General features: G+C 75.6%; 18 protein-coding genes and 1 pseudogene. 6 read left to right on the top strand and 13 right to left on the bottom strand.

Annotation, left to right across the window (positions count from 1 at the left end; translation table 11 throughout):
* The 3 genes from E1298_RS49485 to E1298_RS14625 form a co-directional block, all read right to left on the bottom strand.
* Positions 1 to 2,135 (bottom strand): hypothetical protein (locus E1298_RS49485; protein WP_207944631.1); only part of this gene is annotated, 2,135 nt, incomplete at its 3' end.
* Between the two features lie 3 nt (positions 2,136 to 2,138).
* Complete coding sequence (locus E1298_RS14630; RefSeq protein ID WP_131893378.1) at positions 2,139 to 3,722, bottom strand: Hsp70 family protein; 1,584 nt, start codon at positions 3,720 to 3,722, stop codon at positions 2,139 to 2,141.
* Positions 3,723 to 3,729: 7 nt separating this feature from the next.
* Positions 3,730 to 4,554: a nucleotide exchange factor GrpE gene (locus E1298_RS14625; RefSeq protein ID WP_243725587.1), complete on the bottom strand. Its 825-nt coding sequence runs from the start codon at positions 4,552 to 4,554 to the stop codon at positions 3,730 to 3,732.
* Between the two features lie 184 nt (positions 4,555 to 4,738).
* Between E1298_RS14625 and E1298_RS14620 the strand changes: the two genes are divergently transcribed.
* Together E1298_RS14620 and E1298_RS14615 are read left to right on the top strand one after the other, a co-directional pair.
* Complete coding sequence (locus tag E1298_RS14620; RefSeq protein ID WP_131893376.1) at positions 4,739 to 5,377, top strand: ACT domain-containing protein; 639 nt, start codon at positions 4,739 to 4,741, stop codon at positions 5,375 to 5,377.
* 47 nt (positions 5,378 to 5,424) lie between these two features.
* The gene (locus E1298_RS14615) at positions 5,425 to 6,066 is read left to right on the top strand and encodes a class II aldolase/adducin family protein (RefSeq protein ID WP_131893374.1); all 642 of its coding nucleotides are present in this window, start codon (positions 5,425 to 5,427) and stop codon (positions 6,064 to 6,066) included.
* On the opposite strand, the gene E1298_RS49480 is transcribed toward E1298_RS14615, so the two are convergent.
* Positions 6,056 to 7,138, bottom strand: a complete 1,083-nt coding sequence (locus E1298_RS49480) for a hypothetical protein (RefSeq protein ID WP_207944630.1) — start codon at positions 7,136 to 7,138, stop codon at positions 6,056 to 6,058. The two genes, E1298_RS14615 and E1298_RS49480, sit on opposite strands and share 11 nt — an antisense overlap.
* Positions 7,139 to 7,243: 105 nt before the next feature.
* Here E1298_RS49480 and E1298_RS14605 point away from each other — a divergent pair, with 105 nt between their 5' ends.
* Positions 7,244 to 7,723, top strand: coding sequence for a TIGR03668 family PPOX class F420-dependent oxidoreductase (locus E1298_RS14605; RefSeq protein ID WP_131893372.1), 480 nt, complete (start codon positions 7,244 to 7,246; stop codon positions 7,721 to 7,723).
* Here E1298_RS14605 and E1298_RS14600 read toward each other — a convergent pair.
* The 5 genes from E1298_RS14600 to sbnB all read right to left on the bottom strand — a co-directional run bounded on the left by E1298_RS14600 (position 7,720) and on the right by sbnB (position 12,174).
* The gene (locus tag E1298_RS14600; RefSeq protein WP_131893370.1) at positions 7,720 to 8,526 is read right to left on the bottom strand and encodes an alpha/beta fold hydrolase; all 807 of its coding nucleotides are present in this window, start codon (positions 8,524 to 8,526) and stop codon (positions 7,720 to 7,722) included. The two genes, E1298_RS14605 and E1298_RS14600, sit on opposite strands and share 4 nt — an antisense overlap.
* Positions 8,527 to 8,579: 53 nt before the next feature.
* Complete coding sequence (locus tag E1298_RS14595; RefSeq protein WP_243725586.1) at positions 8,580 to 9,605, bottom strand: ADP-ribosylglycohydrolase family protein; 1,026 nt, start codon at positions 9,603 to 9,605, stop codon at positions 8,580 to 8,582.
* A gap of 40 nt (positions 9,606 to 9,645) precedes the next feature.
* A complete protein-coding gene (locus E1298_RS14590) occupies positions 9,646 to 10,740 on the bottom strand; it encodes an acyl-CoA dehydrogenase family protein (protein ID WP_131893368.1) in 1,095 nt (364 codons plus the stop codon).
* A 97-nt stretch (positions 10,741 to 10,837) separates the two neighbouring features.
* Complete coding sequence (locus E1298_RS14585) at positions 10,838 to 11,080, bottom strand: hypothetical protein (RefSeq protein ID WP_131893366.1); 243 nt, start codon at positions 11,078 to 11,080, stop codon at positions 10,838 to 10,840.
* 68 nt (positions 11,081 to 11,148) lie between these two features.
* A complete protein-coding gene (gene sbnB / locus E1298_RS14580) occupies positions 11,149 to 12,174 on the bottom strand; it encodes a 2,3-diaminopropionate biosynthesis protein SbnB (RefSeq protein WP_131893364.1) in 1,026 nt (341 codons plus the stop codon).
* 174 nt (positions 12,175 to 12,348) lie between these two features.
* Between sbnB and E1298_RS14575 the strand changes: the two genes are divergently transcribed.
* Complete coding sequence (locus tag E1298_RS14575; protein WP_131893362.1) at positions 12,349 to 13,086, top strand: thioesterase II family protein; 738 nt, start codon at positions 12,349 to 12,351, stop codon at positions 13,084 to 13,086.
* A 195-nt stretch (positions 13,087 to 13,281) separates the two neighbouring features.
* Here the strand turns inward: E1298_RS14575 and E1298_RS14570 are convergent, their stop codons facing one another.
* Positions 13,282 to 14,373, bottom strand: coding sequence for a S1 family peptidase (locus tag E1298_RS14570; protein ID WP_207944629.1), 1,092 nt, complete (start codon positions 14,371 to 14,373; stop codon positions 13,282 to 13,284).
* Between the two features lie 285 nt (positions 14,374 to 14,658).
* Here E1298_RS14570 and E1298_RS14565 point away from each other — a divergent pair, with 285 nt between their 5' ends.
* Positions 14,659 to 15,612 (top strand): ornithine cyclodeaminase family protein, encoded by a 954-nt coding sequence (locus E1298_RS14565; RefSeq protein ID WP_131893360.1) that lies wholly within the window; start codon positions 14,659 to 14,661, stop codon positions 15,610 to 15,612.
* A gap of 306 nt (positions 15,613 to 15,918) precedes the next feature.
* The gene (locus E1298_RS14560) at positions 15,919 to 16,524 is read left to right on the top strand and encodes a response regulator transcription factor (RefSeq protein ID WP_131893358.1); all 606 of its coding nucleotides are present in this window, start codon (positions 15,919 to 15,921) and stop codon (positions 16,522 to 16,524) included.
* Between the two features lie 285 nt (positions 16,525 to 16,809).
* On the opposite strand, the pseudogene E1298_RS50355 reads toward E1298_RS14560, so the two are convergent.
* The 3 genes and pseudogenes from E1298_RS50355 to E1298_RS51800 all read right to left on the bottom strand — a co-directional run.
* A pseudogene (locus E1298_RS50355) lies at positions 16,810 to 17,445 on the bottom strand (ATP-binding cassette domain-containing protein); the annotation flags it as partial.
* An 893-nt stretch (positions 17,446 to 18,338) separates the two neighbouring features.
* Positions 18,339 to 20,084: an ATP-binding cassette domain-containing protein gene (locus E1298_RS14550; protein ID WP_131893356.1), complete on the bottom strand. Its 1,746-nt coding sequence runs from the start codon at positions 20,082 to 20,084 to the stop codon at positions 18,339 to 18,341.
* 63 nt (positions 20,085 to 20,147) lie between these two features.
* On the bottom strand, positions 20,148 to 20,234 hold the full coding sequence (locus E1298_RS51800) for a SapB/AmfS family lanthipeptide (protein WP_424923091.1): 87 nt from the start codon (positions 20,232 to 20,234) through the stop codon (positions 20,148 to 20,150).
* Positions 20,235 to 20,246: the final 12 nt, after the last annotated feature.

Here is a 20,246-nt window from a genome sequence, read left to right as displayed (position 1 = left end):
GCCGGCGAGGCCGCCAGCCGCCGCGTCGCGCGCCGCACCTCCTCGACGGGGACCAGCGCGCTGCGCGGCCACGGCGGCGGCCCGTCCGACAGCACCAGCTCGACCCTCCCGTGCGCGGGCGGCGCGAACCGCACGCGCAGCAGGCCCGGCTCGCCCGGGTCGGGCTCGGCGGCCAGCTCGTACACCGGCACGGGCGGCGCGCTCGGCGTCACCGACGCGCTGACGCCGGCCGTGACGACCTCCCGGCCGGACTCGTCCAGGTAGACGGCGCAGACCCGGTAGTGGTGCGTGCGTCCGTTGGGGACCCGCTCCTGGAACCCGTCACGGCCGGCGGGAACGGCCCTCCCGGCGCGGACGACCACGACCCGCGCCGCCTCCGCCGGGCAGCGCCACCGGCCGGTGACCAGGCCGTCCCCCGGTTGCAGCTCCACCTCGCGCGGCTCCGGCCGCACGAGTACGGGCCCGGCCACGGCGGGCGGGGCCGCCGCCTCGCCGCGCACCGCGACCACCGCGTAGTACAGCGGGACGTTCACCGGCGGACGGTCGTCGCGCGCCCCCGTGATCGTGTCCCCATCGGACGCACCGCGCGGCGCCCGCCCCTGCCGCCGCACCACGTGGTACACCAGATCGCCCGCGGTGGAGGGCGAGGGCTCCCACGACAACCGCACCACCGTACGGCCCGCGCCGACTGCGCCGTCCGCGCCGCCTCCGCTGCCCGCGTTGCCCGCGCCGCCTCCGTCGCGCGCGCCGCCCGCGCCGCCCGCGTTGCCCGCGCCGTGTCCGCCGCCTCCGCCGTGTCCATCGCCGGGCATGTCTCCGTCGTCGGGACCGCGTCCGCCGTCCCGGGCGTCGCCGCCGTCGTCGACGTCCGCCCGGAGCGACGGGACGGGGCGGGGCGGGAGGCGCCGCTGGTGCTCGCGGGCCCCCGGCAGGTCGCGGACGAGGCGCAGCGCGTCGGCGAGGAGCCGCCAGGCGCGGTCGGGGTCGGGCTCGGCGACGGCCGTCTCGCGCAGCCGCAGCGCGCTGTCGAGGCGGTGCCGGGCCTCGGCGGCCAGCACCTCCTCCTCGGGCGGCTCCCCGTCCGCGGCGGGGGCGCCGGCCGGGCGCGGGGCCGGGACGTGCGCCGCGTCGGCCAGCTCGGCCGCGGCCTGCACCTCGCCCGCGTCCAGCAGCGCGCGCAGCCGCCCGGCCAGGCCGCCGCCCGTCCCGGTCTCCCGGACGACGGCGAACACCAGGCGCCGGGCGTCGCCCTCCTCGACGCGCAGGTCGTCCACGGCGTGCCGCAGCAGGGCGCGCTCGGAGGCGCGCTGGCGCAGCCGCTCGCGGAGCCGGTCGGCCACGTCGTACAGCACCAGGTCGGACAGGACGGCACCGGACCGCAGCGCGGCCAGGACCGTGTCGGCGTGGGTGGTGCTGGTGTCGCGGCTGCGGCGCGCCCACTCGGCCCCGGCCGCCGCGACCGCGTCCTGGTCCAGGCGCAGCCCGGGCGGCGCGGCGAAGCCGTCCAGCAGGCGCATCGGGCCCGCGAGGCGCGCGCCGAACAGGAAGTCGGCCAGGTGCCGCTTGCCCAGCACCTCCAGCGACTCGCGGACCTTGCGGTATGCGGGGTACGGGGCGGACTGCGGCAGCGCGTCGGGCTCGCGGATCTCGATGCCGCGCTCCGCGGCGGCGGCCTCCAGCTCGGCGCGGGGCACCCCGCCGGTCCGGGCGATGCCCTCGATCTCGGCGGGCGTCACCATCCGCAGCGTCCCGGCCGCGTCGGCCAGCCGGGCGCGGGCCTCGGCGTGCCGCCGCCGCGTCCGCTCGGCTCCGCCGCGCAGCCGGTCGGCGAGCGGGCGCAGGTCGCCGCGCTCGGCGGCGGCGAACAGCGGCGCCAGCTCCCGGTGCTCGGCCTCCAGCCGGTCGATCAGCCGGCGGTACTTGAGCTGCCCGCGCGCGCGCCGCCAGCACTGCCGGACCTGCTTGACCCGTGCCGCGACGGCCTCGGCCGCCAGCGCATCGGACGCCGGATCGGGCAGCGCGTACCGGGCCCGCAGGTCCTCGGGCGGCTGGTCGCCCGCGGCCCGCGCGGGCTCCAGCACGTCCCGCCGGTACTCCTCGTCGAACGACACCCGGCGCCCGGGCTCCTGAGGCACGCCCTAGCTCACCTGGACCCGGGAGAGGGCCTTGCGGGAGCGCTCGACCTCCTCCTCGGACATACCGCCGACGTCCACCTTCAGCTCCAGCCGCTCGCCGGTCTCCTTCTCCACGGCGGTGACGTTGAGCAGCCCGGACGCGTCGAGCGCGAACGTCACCCCGATCGGCCAGCCCGCCTTCTTGCCCGGCGGGACGCGGATCTCGCCGGTCGCGATCTCGGTGTTGTCGATCAGCTCGGCGGACTCGACGCTGCCCGCCTGCTCCATCACCCGGATGTCGGCGGAGGTCTGGTCGTCGTAGACGGTGAAGAAGTCCTCGGTCTTGGCCGCGGGCAGGTCGTCGTTGGCGTGGACGAGGTGCGCGACGTGCTCGGCGCCGCTGTCGCGGTCGACGACCACGATCCCGAACGCGTGCGAGGCGACCGTCTTGATCTGCCGCCCGGCGATCTGCTTCTGCTGCTCGGCCGACAGGCCCGCGCGGTTGGCCATCTCCTCGGCGCGCTCGGCCGACCCCTCCCGGACGAGCCGCCGGTAGGTCTCCTCGAACGCGTACAGCGCGGCGCCCTTGGCGACGGCCAGGTCGGGGTCCTGGAGGCGGGGCGCCAGGCCCAGCTCGGTCTCCAGCCGCGCCGCCACCACCGGCATCTTGGTGGACCCGCCGACGAGCACCAGGTCGTCGTAGTCGTCCACGCCCTTGTCGGCGGCGGTCGCGAGGGTCCGGCCGGTGATCTCGACCGTGCGGTCGAGGAGGTCCTTGGTCAGCTCCTCCAGCTTCTCCCGCGTCACCTCGATCGCCGCGACCCGCCCGCCGTGCATGACGCGGACGGTGTGGGACGTGCGGGCCGTGAGGGCCTTCTTGGCGTCCTCGGCGTCGCGGCGGAGCTGCTGCTCGGTCTGCTTGTCGTCGAGCGGGTCGCCCGCGTCCGGGTGCTCGGCGCGGAACCGCTCGGCGAGGTGCTCGACGAGCCGCGCGTCCCAGTCGGCGCCGCCCAGCTCGTGGTCGCCGTCGGTGCACACCACCTCGATGTGCCCGCCGCGCAGCGCGATGACCGTGGTGTCGAACGTCCCACCGCCCAGGTCGTACACCAGGATCGTCCGGTCGGCCTCCGGGTTCAGCACGCCGTAGGTGATCGCCGCGGCGATCGGCTCCGACACGATGTCGATGACGTTCAGGCCCGCGATCCGGCCCGCCTTGCGGGTCGCGTCGCGCTCGGCCGCCCCGAAGTAGGCCGGGACGGTGATGACCACGTCCCGGGTCTCCTCGCCGGTCGTGGTGCGCGCGTCGGTCGCCAGCTTCAGCAGGATGAAGGCCGACAGCTCCTCGGGGGCGAAGTCGATCCCCTGGATGGGGCGCGTGACGTCCCGGCCCATGTCCCGCTTGATGAGGCTGACCACGTTGTCGGGGTCCAGGACGGCGGTGTCCTTGGCCGTGGCGCCGACGACGACGTTCTCGCCGCTCTCGAAGTACACCACCGACGGCGTGGTGTCGGTCCCCTCCAGATTGCGCAGGACCGCGGGCCGTCCCACGTCGTCGATCGAGGCAATGCAGGAGTACGTGGTTCCCAGGTCGATCCCGTAGACAGCCATGTCCCTCTCACCCATCGGTGCCGCGTCCGGTGTTCATCGTCTCGCCGCGTCCGGCCGCGCGGTGGCGACTTGACCCAGCCCTGACGGCGGATTCCGCTTCGCGGACCGCGCCGTCCCCGTGTCCGTCCCCTCCGGCCCCGTTCCCGGCGGGCCCGCCGCGGTCGAGCTTGCCGACGGAGACCGCCGCCTTGCGCAGCACCTTGCCGCCCTGCTCGAACCCGTCGGACTGGACGGCCACCACAGTGCCGTCCTCGGCGGGGTCCGCGACGGAGATGACCGCGATCGGCCGGTGCCGGGCCGCGTCGTAGGGGGCGCCGGGCTCGACCGCGAACCGCTCCACCCCGAGCCGGGCCAGCGCGTCGGCGATGTCGTCGGCGACCGCCTCCAGCAGCCGCGCCGTGTGCCCGCGGTCCGGCGGGTCGCCGCCGTCCGGGTCGGCGAGCCGACCGGACTCGCGGCGCGCGTGGTCGTGCAGCCGGTACAGCGCGGCGCGGACGGGCTCCAGCATGGCCTGCAGCTCTCCCCGGCGGAGCCGCTGGTTCTCCTCGTGCAGCCGGTCGATCACGGCCTCCCGGTGCGCGGCGCGCTCGTGCTCGCGGTCGAGCCGAGCGGACAGCTCCGCGAGGGCCTGCCTGATCTCGGCGCGGAAGGCGCCGGGCGTCCCGCCCCCGGAGGACGGCGCCACGCCCGCCCCCGGCTCCGCCGCGCCGGGCTGTGCCGCGCCGGGTTGTGCCGTTCCCGAGCCGGGCTCCGCCGTTCCCGTCGCGCCGGGTGACGGCTCCGCCTCGGCTCCAGGGCCGTCGTTGACTGGGCGATCGGGGTCCCTCGACACGGTGCGGTTACCTTAATGGTGAGGCGGCTGACGGCGATAGATCTTCGGTTGACCTTCCATGGACTCTAGTTTGACCCCTGCGCCGTGTTCCAGCACCGCATTCTCGGGGCCGACACGCGTGGGTAACACGATGGAAACGCGTCTCCCGCAACCTGAGGGCATCTTTCGGATACAGGAGGTGGCGATGTTGCTGCGGATCCGCGTCCGCCTGCCGGACCGGCCGGGCTCGCTGGGACAGGTGGCGCGCACGCTCGGCGCCGCGGGCGCCGACGTCGTGCAGATGGCGGTGCTGGAGCGCGCGGGCGGCCGCGCGCTGGACGACTTCACCGTCGCGTGGCCCGCCGGGGCGGGCACCGAGCGGCTGCCGGAGGGCCTCGGCTCGGTGCCCGGCGTGGAGGTCGTCGGGGTGTGGCCGACGGTGGAGCCGCAGGGCGCCTTCCCGGACGCCGCCGTGATCGGGCAGGTCGCGGCCGTCCCGGAGCGCGGCGCGGAGATCCTCGCCGACGCCGTGCCGGGCATCCTCAGCGCCGACTGGGCCGCGCTGGCCGTGGTGGGGGAGGACGGGCGGGCCGTGCCCGCCTACACCAGCCTCGGCGGCGCGGACGGCGTGGAACTGCCCGCCTTGCTGCCGCTGCGGGCGCGCGCCTTCTCCGCGCCGGACGGGGTGGAGTACGCCGTCTGCCCGCTCGCGGGGGGCCGCGTCGCGCTGGTCGTCGCCCGGACGGGCGCGCCGCCCTTCCACCGGACCGAGGTGCTCCGGCTGGAGCAGCTCGTGGGCGCGGCCGGGGCGGTGCTGGCCGCCGATCTGGTGCGCGCGCCGTAACCGGGGGGCGTGCGCCCTGGGAACCGCCGGACGTGAGAGGTGTTCGCATGCTGCTGGAGGACGAGCGGGCCGCGCTGTGCGGGACCGGCCGGAGGCTGGCCGCGGCCGGGTTGGTGACCGGGACGTCGGGCAACGTCAGCGTCCGCGCGGGCGACCTGGTCGCGGTCACGCCGGGCGGGATGATGCTCGACCGGATGGGGCCCGCGGACTGCCCGGTCGTGAACATGGCGGGACGGATCGTGGACGGCGAGCGCGCGCCGTCGTCCGAGACCCCCATGCACCTCGCGCTCTACGGGGCGGCCCCGGCCGGAGCGATCGTGCACACGCACTCCACCTACGCCACCGTGGTGGCGACGACGATGGCGGAGCTCCCGCCGATCCACTACAACACCCTGCTGCTGGGCGGCGTGGTGAAGGTCGCCGAGTACGCCACGTACGGGACGCCCGAGCTGGCGGAGAACGTGCGGAGGGCCATGGAGGGCGGCAAGCGCGCCGCGCTGATGGCCAACCACGGGGGCGTCGCGATCGGCGGCGACCTGGACGAGGCGTTCGAGAACGCGCGGCTGCTGGAGTGGCTGTGCGGCGTGTACGTCCGGGCGCGGACGATCGGCGAGCCCCGGATCCTGACGGACGAGGAGCTGGCGAAGGTCGTCGAACGGGGTTTGGTGCCGCCCGGCCTCACCGGCTGACGGCGAGGCCCCCGTCCGTCTCCGATGCGACGGCGGCGCATCGGGGGCGCGTCCGGCGCTGGTACGACCAGGCCGCGACGCCCAGCGCGACGCCGTAGACCCCGAACGCGCCGATCCCGCACGCCGCGACCGTCCAGCCCGACCACCCCTGCATGACGCCGTCGTCGGGCAGGTCGGTCAGGCCCACGGCCGACGGCAGCAGGTAGGCCAGCGCCGCGACGACCCCGTACGGGCCGAGCGTCAGGGCGCCGAGCCAGGCCGGGACGAGCGGCAGCCAGCGCGGCACCCGCCGTCCCGCCAGCGGCGGCGCCCACCGGGGGAACACCTGGCCCCACGAGTGGGTCAGCCCCAGCAGCAGGAACACCCCCAGCAGCGCCGACAGCGTGGTGAAGTCCAGGCCGTACTTCTCCAGCGTCAGGATCAGGCCGGAGGCGCCGTTGCGCTCGAACTCGGCGATCGTCTCCTCGCTGGTGATGCCCGCGAACGTCCCGCCGAGCGCCCACGTCGTCTTCATCGCCACGTAGGGTGCGAACGCCAGCGCCCCGGCATAGGCGGCGCGCCGCACCGCGCGCGGAGCGGGGGCGGGCGGCGCCGGGACCTTCGCCATGCCCGTCCCGGCGTGCGCCGTGCCGCACCGCGCGCAGGCCCCCGCCGTGCTGCGCTGGTACGCCACGGCGGCACCGCCGAGCAGGGCCGCGCCGGTCGCGGCCAGGATCTCGACGCCGAACGTCGGCCAGTCGTCGACCGTCCCGGTGAAGGCGAGCTGCAGCGCGTTCATGACGAACCCGAAGGTGCCCGCCCCGGCCAGCGCGCAGGCGGCCCAGAGCCCCGACAGGGGCCACCAGCGCGGCATCTGCCGCCCGACCCGGCGCGTGCTCGACACCGCCATGATCGCGCCGACGAGGAGGCACGCGGCGATCAGCCAGGCCGACGCCCGCCCGCCCGCGACGTCCCGCAGCGGATAGCCCGTCTCGCCGCCCGCCGCCCAGTACAGGGCCAGCGCGGCCGCTGCCAGGGACCACGCCCCGGCCGCGTATCCCGACCACTGCGGCCACCGTCCCGCCACCGTCATTCCCGCTCCCTCGCGCCGGTTCCCTCACGGCAACCCTCGTCCGGGCGGCGCCGGGGAGCCTCCCGCCACAGGCTGATCCCTCTCGCCCGCGCGGGGGAGGGCCGGATGGGAAACAGGGGCGTAGGGCCGTGGCGCCGCGCTGCGCGGCATGGCAGGCTGCTCGGCGTGCCCAGGCTCCCGCAGGCGGACGCGCGCCGGCTGCTGACGACGGTCCCGGTCGCCCGGCTGGCGACCGTGGACGAGACCGCCCGTCCCCATCTGGTCCCCGTGACGTTCGCCGTCCACCGGGGGACGGTCTACACCGCCGTGGACCACAAGCCCAAGAGCACCCGTGACCTGCGGCGCCTCGCCAACATCCGCGCCAACCCCCGGGTCGCGCTGCTGGCCGACCACTACGAGGACGACTGGGACCGGCTCTGGTGGGTCCGCGTGGACGGCCGCGCCGGCATCGTCGAGGACCCCGCCCGCACGGCCGAGCCCGTCCGGCTCCTCGCCGACCGCTACGCCCAGTACCGGGACCGCCCGCCCGAGGGGCCGGTCATCGCCATCGCCATCGACGCCTGGAGCGGCTGGTCGGCGTCCTAGGACGCCAGGGAGCCGTGGAAGCGCCGGACGGCTTCGGCCACCTTCTCAGGGAACTCGACGTGGGGGTGGTGTCCGGCGCCGTCCACGAGGACGACCTCGGCGTCCAGCCGTCCGGCGACCCATTCGGCCTCCGCGACCGGGTCGGGCCAGTCGATGTCGGCAGTGCCCATGATCACCAGCGTGGGGGCCGCCACCCGGTCGAGCCTGGCTTCGGCCTCGGCGTGCGACATGCTCATGTAGCCGGCGATGACCCGGGCGCGGCCCGGCCGCTTGAAGCTCGCGTTCAGGCGCGCCTTGTGCTCGGCGAAGTCCGCCGGGGGCCTGGGCTCCCACTTCGGGTAGTACGACATGTAGAGCGGCCGGGCGATGCCGGGGATCCGCATGAGGGCGACGGTCAGCTTCTGCGCGAACCCGGCCTTGCCGTCCCGGACGAACGGCGCCGACAGCACCAGCCCGCTGATCAGCTCGGGCGCCTCGGCGGCCACCCAGACCGCCGCCGCGGCGCCGTTGGAGCAGCCGTGGACGAGCGCGGGACCGGCGTCCAGGTGCCGCAGCAGCGCCAGCAGGTCGCGGGCGAGCGGCGTGCTCCCGTACTCGTCCCACTCGGCGCTGGTGTCGCCCATCCCGCGCTGGTCGACGGTCACGACCCGGTAGCCGGCGTCCAGCAGCAGCGGCTTGAGGAACCGGTACTGCGACCGCAGGTCCAGCATCGAGGGCAGGCACACCACCAGGGGCCCGTCGCCGGCGTCGTCGTAGGCGAGGCGCCCGCCCGGGAGATCGAGGTACTGGGTCTGTCCGCTCATCACACGCACCTGCTTTCGCTGTAGCCCTATGGCTAAAGAGATTAGCTTTGTGGCTATCGCCCGTCAAGCCCCTGATCCCAGGCGGCGCCGACCCGCGCGAGCCGGCCGGCGTACTCGATGCGGGACGACCAGGCGGGCGGCCAGGCGTCCATGCCGAGGTGGGCGCCCGCGAAGGAACCGGCGAGGCAGGCCAGCGAGTCGGAGTCGCCGGAGCTGGCCGCGCCGCGCCGGATCGCCGACACCGGGTCGTCCGGGAACAGCAGGAAGCAGAGCAGGCCGGTGGCCAGGGCCTCCTCGGCGATCCAGCCCGCGCCGGTGGCCAGGCACGGATCGGACGCGCGGTCCGCGCGGGCGAGGGCGGCGTCGAGCCGGTCGAGCACCCCCAGGCACTCGTCCCAGCCGCGGGCGATGAACGCGGCCGGGTCGTCCACGCCGGGACGCTGCCACAGGCCGCCGAGCCACCGCTCGTGGTAGGTGGTCCGCTGGGAGTGGCAGTGGTCGCGGAGCGCGCCCGGCAGGTCGGCGGGGGCCATGCCGCCGGCCAGCCACCGGACGGCCCAGGCGGTCAGCTCGCTGGCGGCGAGGCCGGTCGGGTGCCCGTGGGTCAGGGCGGCCTGGAGCTGGGACGCGCCGGAGCGGGCCTCGTCCGGCAGGCCGGGGACCAGCCCGACCGGCGCCACGCGCATGTTCGCGCCGCAGCCCTTGGAGTTGCGCTGGGTGGCCTGGAGCCACGGCCGCCCCGCCGCCATGCCCTCGCACGCGCGCAGGCAGGTGTTGCCCGGCGCCCGGTCGTTGTCGGGGCTGCGGAGCCAGTCGACGAAGCGCCGCCGCCACATCGGCGTGACCCGGTCGGCCGTGAACGGCGGGTGCTCCAGGGCGTCCAGCAGCCCTTCGGCGACGGCGATGGCCATCTGCGTGTCGTCGGTGACCAGGGCGGGCGAGCCGGACGGCTCCCGGGGGCCGTCCTCGCCGAAGCGCTGATGGATCTGCCGCATGTTCAGGAACTCGGTCGGCGCGCCCAGCGCGTCCCCGTACGCCAGCCCGAACATCGCCCCGCTGGCCCGTCGTTTCGTACCCATGCGCGGCATTCTTCCTCAGCCGATGGCGGCGCCCCTGTCCTTAAGGGGCTGCGGCTTCATCCGTGATGCCCGCGAGGGCGGCGAGCCGCTCGCGGTGCCGGGCCGGGGGGCCGAACAGCTGCCGTGACGACTGCGCCCGCTTGAAGTACAGGTGGGCGTCGTGCTCCCAGGTGAACCCGATGCCGCCGTGCAGCTGGATCGCCTCGCCCGCCGTGTGGAAGTAGGCGTCCGAGCAGTACGCCTTGGCCAGCGCGGCGGCGGCGGGCAGCTCGTCCGGGGCCTCGTCGGCGGCGGCAGCGGCGTTCAGTACGGCCGACCGCGCGGACTCCACCAGGACGAACATGTCGGCGCACCGGTGCTTGACCGCCTGGAACGAGCCGATGGGACGGCCGAACTGGTGGCGGACCTTCGTGTACTCGACGGTCATGTCCAGCGTCCGCTGGGCGCCGCCGAGCTGCTCGGCGGCGAGGGCCGCGGCCGCGACGTCCATCGCCCGCGCGACGGCGGCGGCCCCGCCCACGCGGCGCGCCGGGACCCCGTCCAGCCCGATCCGCGCGAGGCGGCGCGTCTGGTCGAGCGTCGTCAGCGGCGTCCGCGTGAGGCCGGGCACGTCGCCCGCCGCCGCGTAGAGCGCGACGGCGCCGTCCTCGTCGCGGGCCGCGACGAGGACCAGGCCGGCGAGGTGCCCGTCCAGGACGAAGCTCTTGACCCCGGTCAGCACCCCGCCCACGCCGCTCGCGGCCACGGAGGCGAGGTCCCACCGCCCGTCCTCCTCGGCCACGGCGAGCGTCGCGATCGTCGTCCCGTCCGCGATGCCGGGGAGCAGGTCGTGGCCGCCGTCGCCGGCCAGGAGCGCCGCCGCGGCCACGGTGGTGGCCAGGAACGGCGCGCAGGCGACCGCCCGCCCCATCTCCTCGAACACGACGGCCAGCTCGCGCATCCCGTACCCGGTGCCGCCGTGCTCCTCGGGGATCGCGAGGCCCTGGAGCCCGAGTTGCCCGGCCATCCGCGCCCACACGCCGGGGTCGTATCCCTCGGCCGTCCCCATCAGCCGCCGCACCTCGGCCCCGGGGGACCGGTCGGCGAAGAAGCGCCGCAGCGTCTCGCGCAGCTCCTCGGTGACGGCGAGCTCCATCCGGCGGCCTCCAGCACAACCTGACGCTTGCTTGGTCGTCGCCCATTCTGCCCCACCCCGGCCGGTCCCGGCCACCGCCTCCCGCTCACCGGGACGGTCAGGGGGCCCAGTCGTGGGGGCCGAGGACGTAGCCCTTGGGGGTGGAGTGGAGGTGGTTGACCGAGACCAGGTGGCCGAGGGCGGCCCAGAGGTCCTCCTCGGGGCCGCCGACGAGCCGGCCGAGCGTGTCGAAGTCCGCCGCCCCGCCCTCCTTGTCGATCTCCGCCACCGTCTCGTAGACCGTCAGCTCGAAGTCGCTCAGCTCCTGGACGTCGCCGCGGCCGTCATCTCGCTCATCCATGGACGGAGCGTGCCCGTTCCAGGCCGGATGACCCGTCCGTCCGGAGTCTCGCGTCCCCGCGCCGGGCGTCAGCCGTGGCGTTTCATCTCGTGGAAGAAGCCGGGGACGGTGGACAGGGCGCCGGACGCGGCGACCTCGTCGTAGACGTAGCGGGCCACGGCCAGGTCGAGCACGCCCAGCCCGAACGGGGAGAAGACCACCGGGCGGTCGGCGGGCGGGGTGATCGCCCCGGTGAGGACGTCGTAGAGCGTCCCGGCCACGAAGTCGCGGTGGCCGACCTTCTGCTCGGCCAGGTGGGGCGAGGTATTGGCCTTCATGCAGTGCTCGACGTCGTCCACCACGTTGTAGGCCGACAGGATGATCTCGGGGGAGAGGTCGCGCAGCGAGACGTGCAGAACGAGCGGGTTGTGCTCGAACCAGCCCGGGTCGAGGATGTGCGGCTCGCCCGCGATGGTGGCGAAGACGATCAGGTCCGAGGAGCGGACGAGGTCCTCGGGCTTGTCGTGGACCGTGACGGCGCCGTCCTCGGTCCGCTCCAGGTAGCCCTTGAAGCCCGCCGCGTGCTCGGGCGACAGGTCGTGCACGCCCAGCTCGTCGAAGACGAAGCCGTTGCCGGCCAGGTAGGTGTGGATGTAGCGGGCGATGAGCCCGGTGCCGATGAAGCCGACCCGGCGGGGCCGGTCGCCGCGCCGGTCGGCGAGGGTCGCGGCGGCGAGCGCGGCGGACGCGGCGGTGCGGGCCGCGCTGATGATGGAGCTCTCCAGGCAGGCGAACGGGTAGCCGGTCTCGGCGTCGTTCAGGATCAGCACGGCGGACGCGCGGGGGATGCCGTTCGCGACGTTGCCGGGGAAGCTGGAGATCCACTTCATGCCGTGCACGCCGATGTCGCCCTTGACCGAGGCGGGCAGCGCGATGATCCGGTCGGACGGCCGGTCGGGGAAGCGCAGGAAGTAGGAGTCGGGATTGACCGTCCGCCCCTCCCCGTGCAGCCGGTACGCCGCCTCGACCATGCGGGTGACCTGCTCTTCTCGTCCGGCGACGGCCTCGTGCACCTGGGCGCCCGGGATCACGGCGAATGAGGGGGCCTGTGTCATGGGGGGAACTCCGGTTCCGGTCGTCTCGATGATCAGGCCCCCAGCGTATCGGCGCCGGGGGAGCCGCGACCCGGCGAGCGGCGTCCGGTTCGACGGGACATGCGAAGGGTGCGGGGCTTTAAGGTGGCCGCGGGGGCCATCGCGCCGCCGGCACGACGAGGAGGAGTTGATCACGTGACGTGGTTCCGCTGCGCCGAGACCCGCCCTTGGGCGTCGATGCGGCTGTTCTGCCTGCCGCACGCGGGGGGATCGGCGGTGTTCTACCGGTCCTGGGCCAAGGAGGTCAGCCCGGCCGTCGAGGTGCACGCCGCCCAGTACCCGGGCCGCGCCGACCGGATGGCCGACCCGTTCGTCACCGACGCCCACCAGCTCGCGCGCCTCCTCGCGGGCGCGATGGCGCCGCTGATGGACCGTCCCACCGCCCTGTTCGGGCACAGCATGGGCGCCGTCCTCGCCTACGAGGTGGCGCGGCTGCTGCAGGAGCGGGGGAGCGCCCCTGTGCATGTGTTCGCCTCCGGCACGCGCGCGCCGCACGACCGGGGCGAGGACCGCGTCGCCGGCCGCGACGACGACGCCGTCGTCGCCGAGATCGTGGGCCTCGGCGGCACCGACGCCGAGGCGCTGCGCGACCCCGAGCTGCGCGAGCTGGTCCTGCCGTACGTGCGCAACGACTTCGCGCTGATCGAGGACTACGCGCACCGGCCCGGCACGCGGCTGGCCGTCCCGATCACGGCGATCGTGGGGGACTCCGATCCGCATGTGACCGAGGAGCAGGCCGCGGCGTGGGGCGAGGTCACCGACGGCCGCTTCGCGCTGAAGGTCCTGCCCGGCGACCACTTCTACCTGGTCCCGTGCCAGTCGGACGTCATCGCCGAGATCCACCGCACCCTGGAGGTCCCCGCGGCCTCCTGATCCTCCGGCGCGCCCGCCTCCCCCTCGACGTGGCCGGCCCCCGGCCCCCCGCCTGGACGGTGGGGGACCGGGGGCCGTCGCCGGAGCGCTGCCGGTCGGACCCGGCCGTGCGGCCGGGTGGTCGGGGCTTTCCGCCGCCTGGGAGCTCCGGCGGACCGCCGTGGGATCTAGCGGGACGTCACCCGCGTCCCGGGGTCAGTAGATCTCGACTCCGTACGCGCCCAGCGGCTCGGTGACCGGCTGGAAGTACGTCGTCCCTCCGGAGGAGCAGTTGCCGCTGCCGCCCGAGGTCAGCCCGAGGGCGGTGGCCCCGGCGAACAGCGAGCCGCCGCTGTCGCCCGGCTCGGCGCACACCGTGGTCCTGATCAGCCCGCTGACCGAGCCCTCCTGGTAGTTCACCGTCTGGTTGAGGGCGGTGACCCGGCCGGTGTGGACCTGGGTGGTGCTGCCGCTGCGGGTCACGTTCTGGTTGACCGTGGCGCTGCCGGCCGAGGTGATGTCCTGCGTGCTCCCGTAGAGGCTGACGACCCCCTGGGTGTCGGTCGGCGCCGCGGCGTACTTCACGATGCCGTAGTCGTTGCCCGGGAAGCTGCTGCCGGTCTTGTTGCCGAGCAGCTGGGTCTTGCCCCGGTCGGAGTACCACTGGGCGCCGATGTTGGTGCAGTGGCCGGCCGTGAGGAAGAAGTACTCCGATCCCTTCTTGACGTTGAAGCCCAGCGAGCAGCGCGAGCTGCCCGTGTAGATGGCCTCGCCGCCGGCGGTGAACGGGCGGAGCGCCCCGGCGATCCGCTCGGTGCGGACCGCGGCGCCCTGCTTGGCCGCCGCCGCCTTCACCTTCCTCAGCTTCGCGCCGGTGACCGTGGAGTCCATGGACAGCAGCACCTTGTTGGACGCCGCGTCCACGGCCCAGGCGGTGCCCGGGACGGTCGCGTCGCGCTTGAGCGCGGCCATGACCCTCTTCAGGTCCGAGCCGCTGCGCGTGACGGTCTTCGGCTCGGCGCCGGCGGCGCGCACGGCCCGCGCGGCGCCCGCGTCGGTGACCGTGACCACCAGCTTGTGCGTGGCCTGGTCGAGGTAGGAGCCGGCGGTGCGGGAACCGAGCCGCTTCGCCAGCGCGGAGGCCGTCCTGCCCGGGTCGGGCTGGACGGCGGTGACGGGCCCGGCGGGTGCGGCGGGCGCGCCGGTGGCCGCATGCGCGGCCGGGACGGAGACGAGGGCGGTCGCCAGCATCCCGGTCGCCGTCATGGTGACGGCGGCGCCGCTGATGCGGGCATGGCGGATCTTCACTGAGCCTCCAGGGGGATTGGGCGCACCCGTGTTGGTACGCCGGAGGACACGCACATGGTGGAAGAACCCATAGGCGGACGTAAGGCAAGAAAGTGCCCTAATCGGCGACGCAACGTTGGCACAATGGGTGCGGATCCGTGCCGCGATCCCGGGCAAGATGGGCGGATTGACCGTTTCTGTGGGCTGGACGGAGGGGACGGCCTCACCGCCGTCCGGCGGCGTCCCCGGTGATCGGATGGCCGTGAGGTTCGACGCGGGGGAGGGCAGGACGCCAGAATGGGCCCGGTGACGCTCCTATTGTCCCGTTCCGAGCTGGAAGCGCTCCTCGACCCCGCCGTGTGCCTGGACGCGCTGCGCCGCGGCTTCACGGCGGCCGAGGGCGAGGCGCTGCCCCGGCGGGTGGTCGCGAAGCTGCCCGGGCAGGGCACCGCGACGGCGCTGCTGCCCGGCCTGGTGGCCGGGATCCCCGCCTACACGGTCAAGGTGAACGCCAAGTTCCCCGGCAGCCGTCCCGCGCTGCGCGGCGTCGTCTGCCTGCACGACCTGCACACCGGCGAGACGCTCGCGCTGCTCGACTCGGCCACCGTCACCGCGTGGCGCACCGGGCTGGCCGCCGCGCTCGGCACCCACGCCCTCGCCCGCCCGGAGGCCGACGCGGTCGCGGTGATCGGCGCGGGCGCGCAGGCCGAGCTGGTCATGCGCGGCCTGGCGGAGCTGCGCCCGGTGCGCGCCCTCGCCGTCTGCGACCTGGACGCGGGCCGCGCCGCGGGCTTCGCCGAGCGGCACGGCGCCCGGCTCGGCATCACCGGATCGGTGACGACCGACCCGAGGACCGCCGCCCGGGACGCGGGGATCGCCGTCCTGGCCACCTGGACGCGCCGCCCGATCCTGCACGCCGGGGACGTGGCGCGCGGCGCGCACATCACCTCCCTCGGCGCCGACGAGCCCGGTAAGGCCGAGCTCGGCGCCGACCTGCTGGAGGGCGCCCGGGTCGTGGTCGACGACGTGGCGATGGCCGTGGAGATGGGCGTGCTGGCCGATGCCGGGCTGGACGTCAAGCACGCCGCCGGGACGCTGCGCGACCTGCTGCTCGGCGAGGTGCCCGGCCGCGTCCGGAACGGCGAGGTCACCGTCTACGCGCCCGTCGGGCTGCCCTGGCAGGACCTCGTCCTCAGCTGGACGGCCTATGAGGCCGCCCGCGCCGCCGGAATCGGGCCGACGTTCGATTTCCTGTCCTGAACTGCCAGGTAACTGCTCCTGAACTGCGTGGACGCCGGAATTCTGCACCCTGTGAAGTGCGCATCGTCGCTCATTGTTAATATTATATCCCGCTATTGTGTTGACCCGGAGAATACTCTTCGCTTCACTCGGTAGGCAGCACCTCTGACTCCAGCCCGTCAAGGTGACCTCATGAACGATCATCATTGGAAGACCCATGCCCGGGGACTTGTCTCCCGTCCGCCGCCACGATGCCCATGACATCTCCAACTCTGGGTAAGTGCATCTTCAGACCACCCGTGGGTGGCGGGCCTCGGGAGACAGAACATGATTCGGATACTCCTCGCCGAGCAGGCGCCTCTCCTGCGCGGCGGGCTTGTCGCTTTCTTCGAAGGGGCCAAGGACCTCGACGTGGTGGCCGCGATCGATTCCGGCGAGCACATCCTGCGGACGGCGCTCAACCGGCGGCCCGACGTCGCGTTGATCGACATCGCGCTCCCCGGCCTGGACGGCTTCGCCGCGGCGCGGTTACTCCGCGAGGAGCTCCCCGACTGCCGGACCGTGCTGATGGCGGGCCGCCGCAGGACGGGCGACCTGCGGCGGGCGGTGGCCGTCCGGGCGTCCGGCATCGTGCTGAAGGACACCTCGCCGGGCGCGCTCGTCGACGCCATCCGCAGGGTCGCGACAGGTCAGCGGGTGGTGGATCCCGACCTGGCCTTCACCGAGCTCGGCTCCGCCGCGAGCCCGCTCACCGAGCGCGAGATCGAGGTCCTGGAGATGGCGTCACGGGGCGCCTCCGCGGCGGAGATCGCCGAGGACCTCGTCCTCACGATCGGCACGGTCCGCAACCACCTCTCGCGCATCAACCGCAAGATCGGCGCGCGGAACCGGGTGCACGCCATCCGGATCGCCGAGGACGCCGGATGGCTCTGAGGGGCCGGACGGCCCTGCGGGGGCGGACGGCTCCGCGGGGGCGGAGGGCTCGGCCCCCGCCTCCCAGTGCCCGATGAGGTCCCGGTAGAGCGGCGAGACGGCGGGCAGGTCCGCGTGCCCGCCGATCTGCGCGCGCGTCCCGTCCAGGACCAGGACGCGGCGCGCCCGCACGGCCGAGCTGACGCGATGCGCGATGACGATCAGCGTGGTGCCCGGGCGGCGGGCGAACGCCTCCTCCGCCCGGGCCTCGGCGGCGGCGTCCAGCCGGTAGGCGGCCTCGTCCAGCACGACGACCGGCGCCGGCGCCAGGTAGGCGCGGCACAGCGCGATGAGCTGCCGCCGCCCCTCGGGCAGCTCGGCGGGGTCCACGCGCGCGCCGTACCCGCCGAGGTCGCGGACGAGCCCGGCCAGCCCGACCGCGTCCACGGCCCGCTCCAACTCCTCCTCGCCTGCGTCCGGCGCGTAGTAGGTCAGGTTCTCGTGGACGGTCCCGGTGAAGACGTACGCCTCCTGCGGGATCAGCACGCGGCGCCGGGGGTCGCCCGCGGGCAGCCCCTCCACCAGCACCTCGCCCTCGGTCGGCGGGAGCAGCCCCGCGATGAGCGCGGCCAGCGTCGACTTGCCGATGCCGCTCGGCCCGACGACCGCCAGATGGTCGCCGCGCGGGACGGTGAGGTCCAGCCCGCTGATCACGGCGCGCGCGCCGTCCCCGTAGGCGAAGGTCACCCCGCGCAGCTCCACCGCCGGGACGTCCGGCGCCGGAACGTCCGGAACGCCGTCCGGACCGGCGGGCACGGCCGGAAGCGCGGACCCGGGCACGGACTCCCGCGCCCCCTCGCCCTTGCCCGCGGGCTCGTCCGGCGCGCTCGTCTCCAGGATGCGGGCGAGCGTCACCGCCAGCCGCAGGCCGCTGCCGCCCATGCCCTGCACGAGCGTCCGCAGCGCGGGCTGCAGGCCGTGCAGGACGTAGGCCAGCGACCCGATCACCATGCCCGGCGTGGCGCCCCGCCGCATCAGCCACGGCGCCGCGGCGAGGACGGCCAGCAGCGGCAGCCAGCCGCTCACCGCCAGCGCGACCGCGCGGAACGCCGCGAACCGCGCCACCGCGCGCCCGGCCGCCGCCTGCGCGTCCACGGCCGCGCCCAGCTCCCCGCGCAGCCGCTCCTCGCCGCCGCACGCGACGGCGTCGCGGATCCCGGCGGCGAGCGCGGTCGTCCGCTCGGCGATCTCCTCCTCGCCGACGACCAGGTCCCGCTGCCGGACGGCCGCCGCCCCGAACGCGGCCCCGAACAGCGCCAGCCCGAGGACCAGCGGGGGCACCACCAGCAGCGCGACCTCCGGCATCAGCGACAGCAGCCCGACCAGCGCCGCGCCCGCCGTGAACACGAACCCGCGCGCGACGACCAGGATGCCGCCGAACGTGTCGCGGACGATCTCCACCTGGTGGGTGAGCCGCGCGACCGCGCCGGTGTCCTGCGCGCCGCGCATCGACCGGTGCAGGGCCCCGCGCGCGACGCGGTGGACCAGCTCGTCCCGGAACGGCTCGACGAGCCCCGCGAGCGCCGGGTACAGGCGGCGGCTGCCGTACGCGCCCACTACGGCCGCCGCGGCGAGCACCCCGAGCCACAGCGCCGCCGTGGCCGGGCGCTCCGCCGCGAACGCGTCCGTGGCGCGTCCGACGGCCCGCCCCAGTACGGCCGTCGGCACCGCCTCCACCAGCGACCATCCGAGGACCGCCACCGCCCCGCGCGGACGCGCCCGCACCACGCCGGCCACGGTCCGCGACAGCAGCCGCGTCGCGTCCATCCGGGAGTTCATGCCCCGCTCCCGTCCTCGTCGGGCGCGGCCGCCGCGAAGACCGCGCGGTAGTCGGGGTCCCGCCACAGGACGCCGTGCTCCCCGACCCCGCGGACGGCGCCGCCGTCGAGCCAGACCACCAGGTCGGCGCGGGCCGCCGTCCCGGCGCGGTGCGCGATGATCAGCCGGGTCCGGTCGCCGAACCGGCCGAGGAGCGCGTCGGTGATCTGCAGCTCGGTGACGGTGTCGAGGCTGGAGGTGGCGTCGTCCAGGACGAGGACGCGCCCGGCGTGCGCGAACGCCCGGGCGAGGCCCATGCGCTGCAGCTCGCCGCCGGACATCGGCGCGTCCGCCAGCGGCGTCCCGTAGCCGAGCGGGAGGCGCCGGATGAACGCGTCGGCGCGGGCGGCGCGCGCCGACTCCCGCAGCCACGACTCCGGCGGGCGGCACGGCCCGAAGGCGATCGCGTCGAGGACGGTGCCGCCGAACAGGGCGGGCCGCGCGAACGCGTAGCCGACCTCGCGGCGCAGCGCCTTGCGCGTCAGCCGGGGCAGCGGCACCCCGTCCAGCAGGACCTCCCCGCTGTCGGGGTCGGCGAGGCGCCCGGCGAGCGCGGCCAGCAGCGACTTGCCCGCGCCCGACCGCCCGACGACGGCGACGGCGAGCCCGCCGGGCACGACCAGGTCCAGGCCGTCCAGGACCCCGCCGGCGCTCACCGCGCGGAACTCCAGGCGCCCGGGGCCCGGCGGGACGTCGGCGGGGCCGTGCCCGGTGGCGGGCAGCGCGAGGACCTCGGCGGCGCGCCGCGCCCCGGCCCGCGCCCGGCCGAGCCGCAGCACCTGCGTCAGGACGGGCCCGAAGCCGGCGGCCAGCCCCGCGTACTGGACGGTCGCGACCAGCTCGCCGGCCGTGATCCGGCCCGCCATCAGCTCCGAGCCCGCCATGCCGACCGCCGCGACCTGGAGCAGCAGCAGCGCCAGCAGGCCCCGCGCGGCGATGCCGCCCTGGACCCGCCACATCGCGTGGCCCTCGGCGCGCAGGCCGGGCAGGGGCGCGAGGACGCGCTTCACCTCCTGGTCCGCCGTGCCCGCGGCGGCGATCGTCCGGGCCCCGGTCAGAGCCTCGGCGAGCCGGCCCGCGATCGTCCCCTGCACGGTGAGGTAGCGGTGCGCGGACGCGGTGATGTCGCGGACGAACACCCGCAGCAGCAGCGCGATCGCCGGGAGCGCGACGGCGATCGCGGCCGCGATCCGCCAGTCGATGAACGACAGCACGATCAGGGCCCCGGCGGCGGGCAGCAGCGCGACGGCGGCCTCGGGCGCGGCGGCGGGCGCGACGCCCGCCTCGGCGGCGCCGCCGACCACCCGCCCCGCCACGTCCCCCGGGGGGACGCGCAGCGCCGGGCCCACGGCGAGGACGTGCCGGACGAGGGTGTGCCGCAGCCAGGCCGTCGCCCGCGCGGCGCCGCAGCCGGACGCCAGCTCCGACAGGACCTCTGCGACGGCGGCGACCGCGACGAGCGCGGCGCACGGCCAGAACGCGGCGGACGCGGGCGGGCCGCCCGGCGGGACGGCGTCGATCGCGCGGGCCAGCGCGAGGGGCAGCAGCGTGGCCGCGGCCGCGTCCGCGAGCGCCGCGGCCGCGACGAGCGCCGTCCACCCGCCGGCGCGGCGGGTGGCGCCGAGCAGCAGCCGGTCCGCGGCCCGGGGCAGGGGGACCGGCGGGGGACCGGGCGCGGGCACGGAGGTCGTGCCGGAGGTCATGGGTGCTCCCACCATGGCGATGGCGGCCATGGTCCCAGGGAGGACCATGGCCGCCATAGGCCGTTACAGGCAGATCGTGATGCTGTGCGAGCTGTGGCAGAGCACGCTGAGGCTGCTGTTACCGCCGCCGCCGCCGTTCTCGCTCACCATTCCCTGAAGGTC

This window comes from Actinomadura rubrisoli (genome assembly GCF_004349215.1).
GTDB classification, from domain to species: Bacteria; Actinomycetota; Actinomycetes; order Streptosporangiales; family Streptosporangiaceae; genus Spirillospora; species Spirillospora rubrisoli.
Note: the sequence above shows the minus strand (reverse complement) of the source record. Positions and strands in the feature narration are given on the sequence as shown.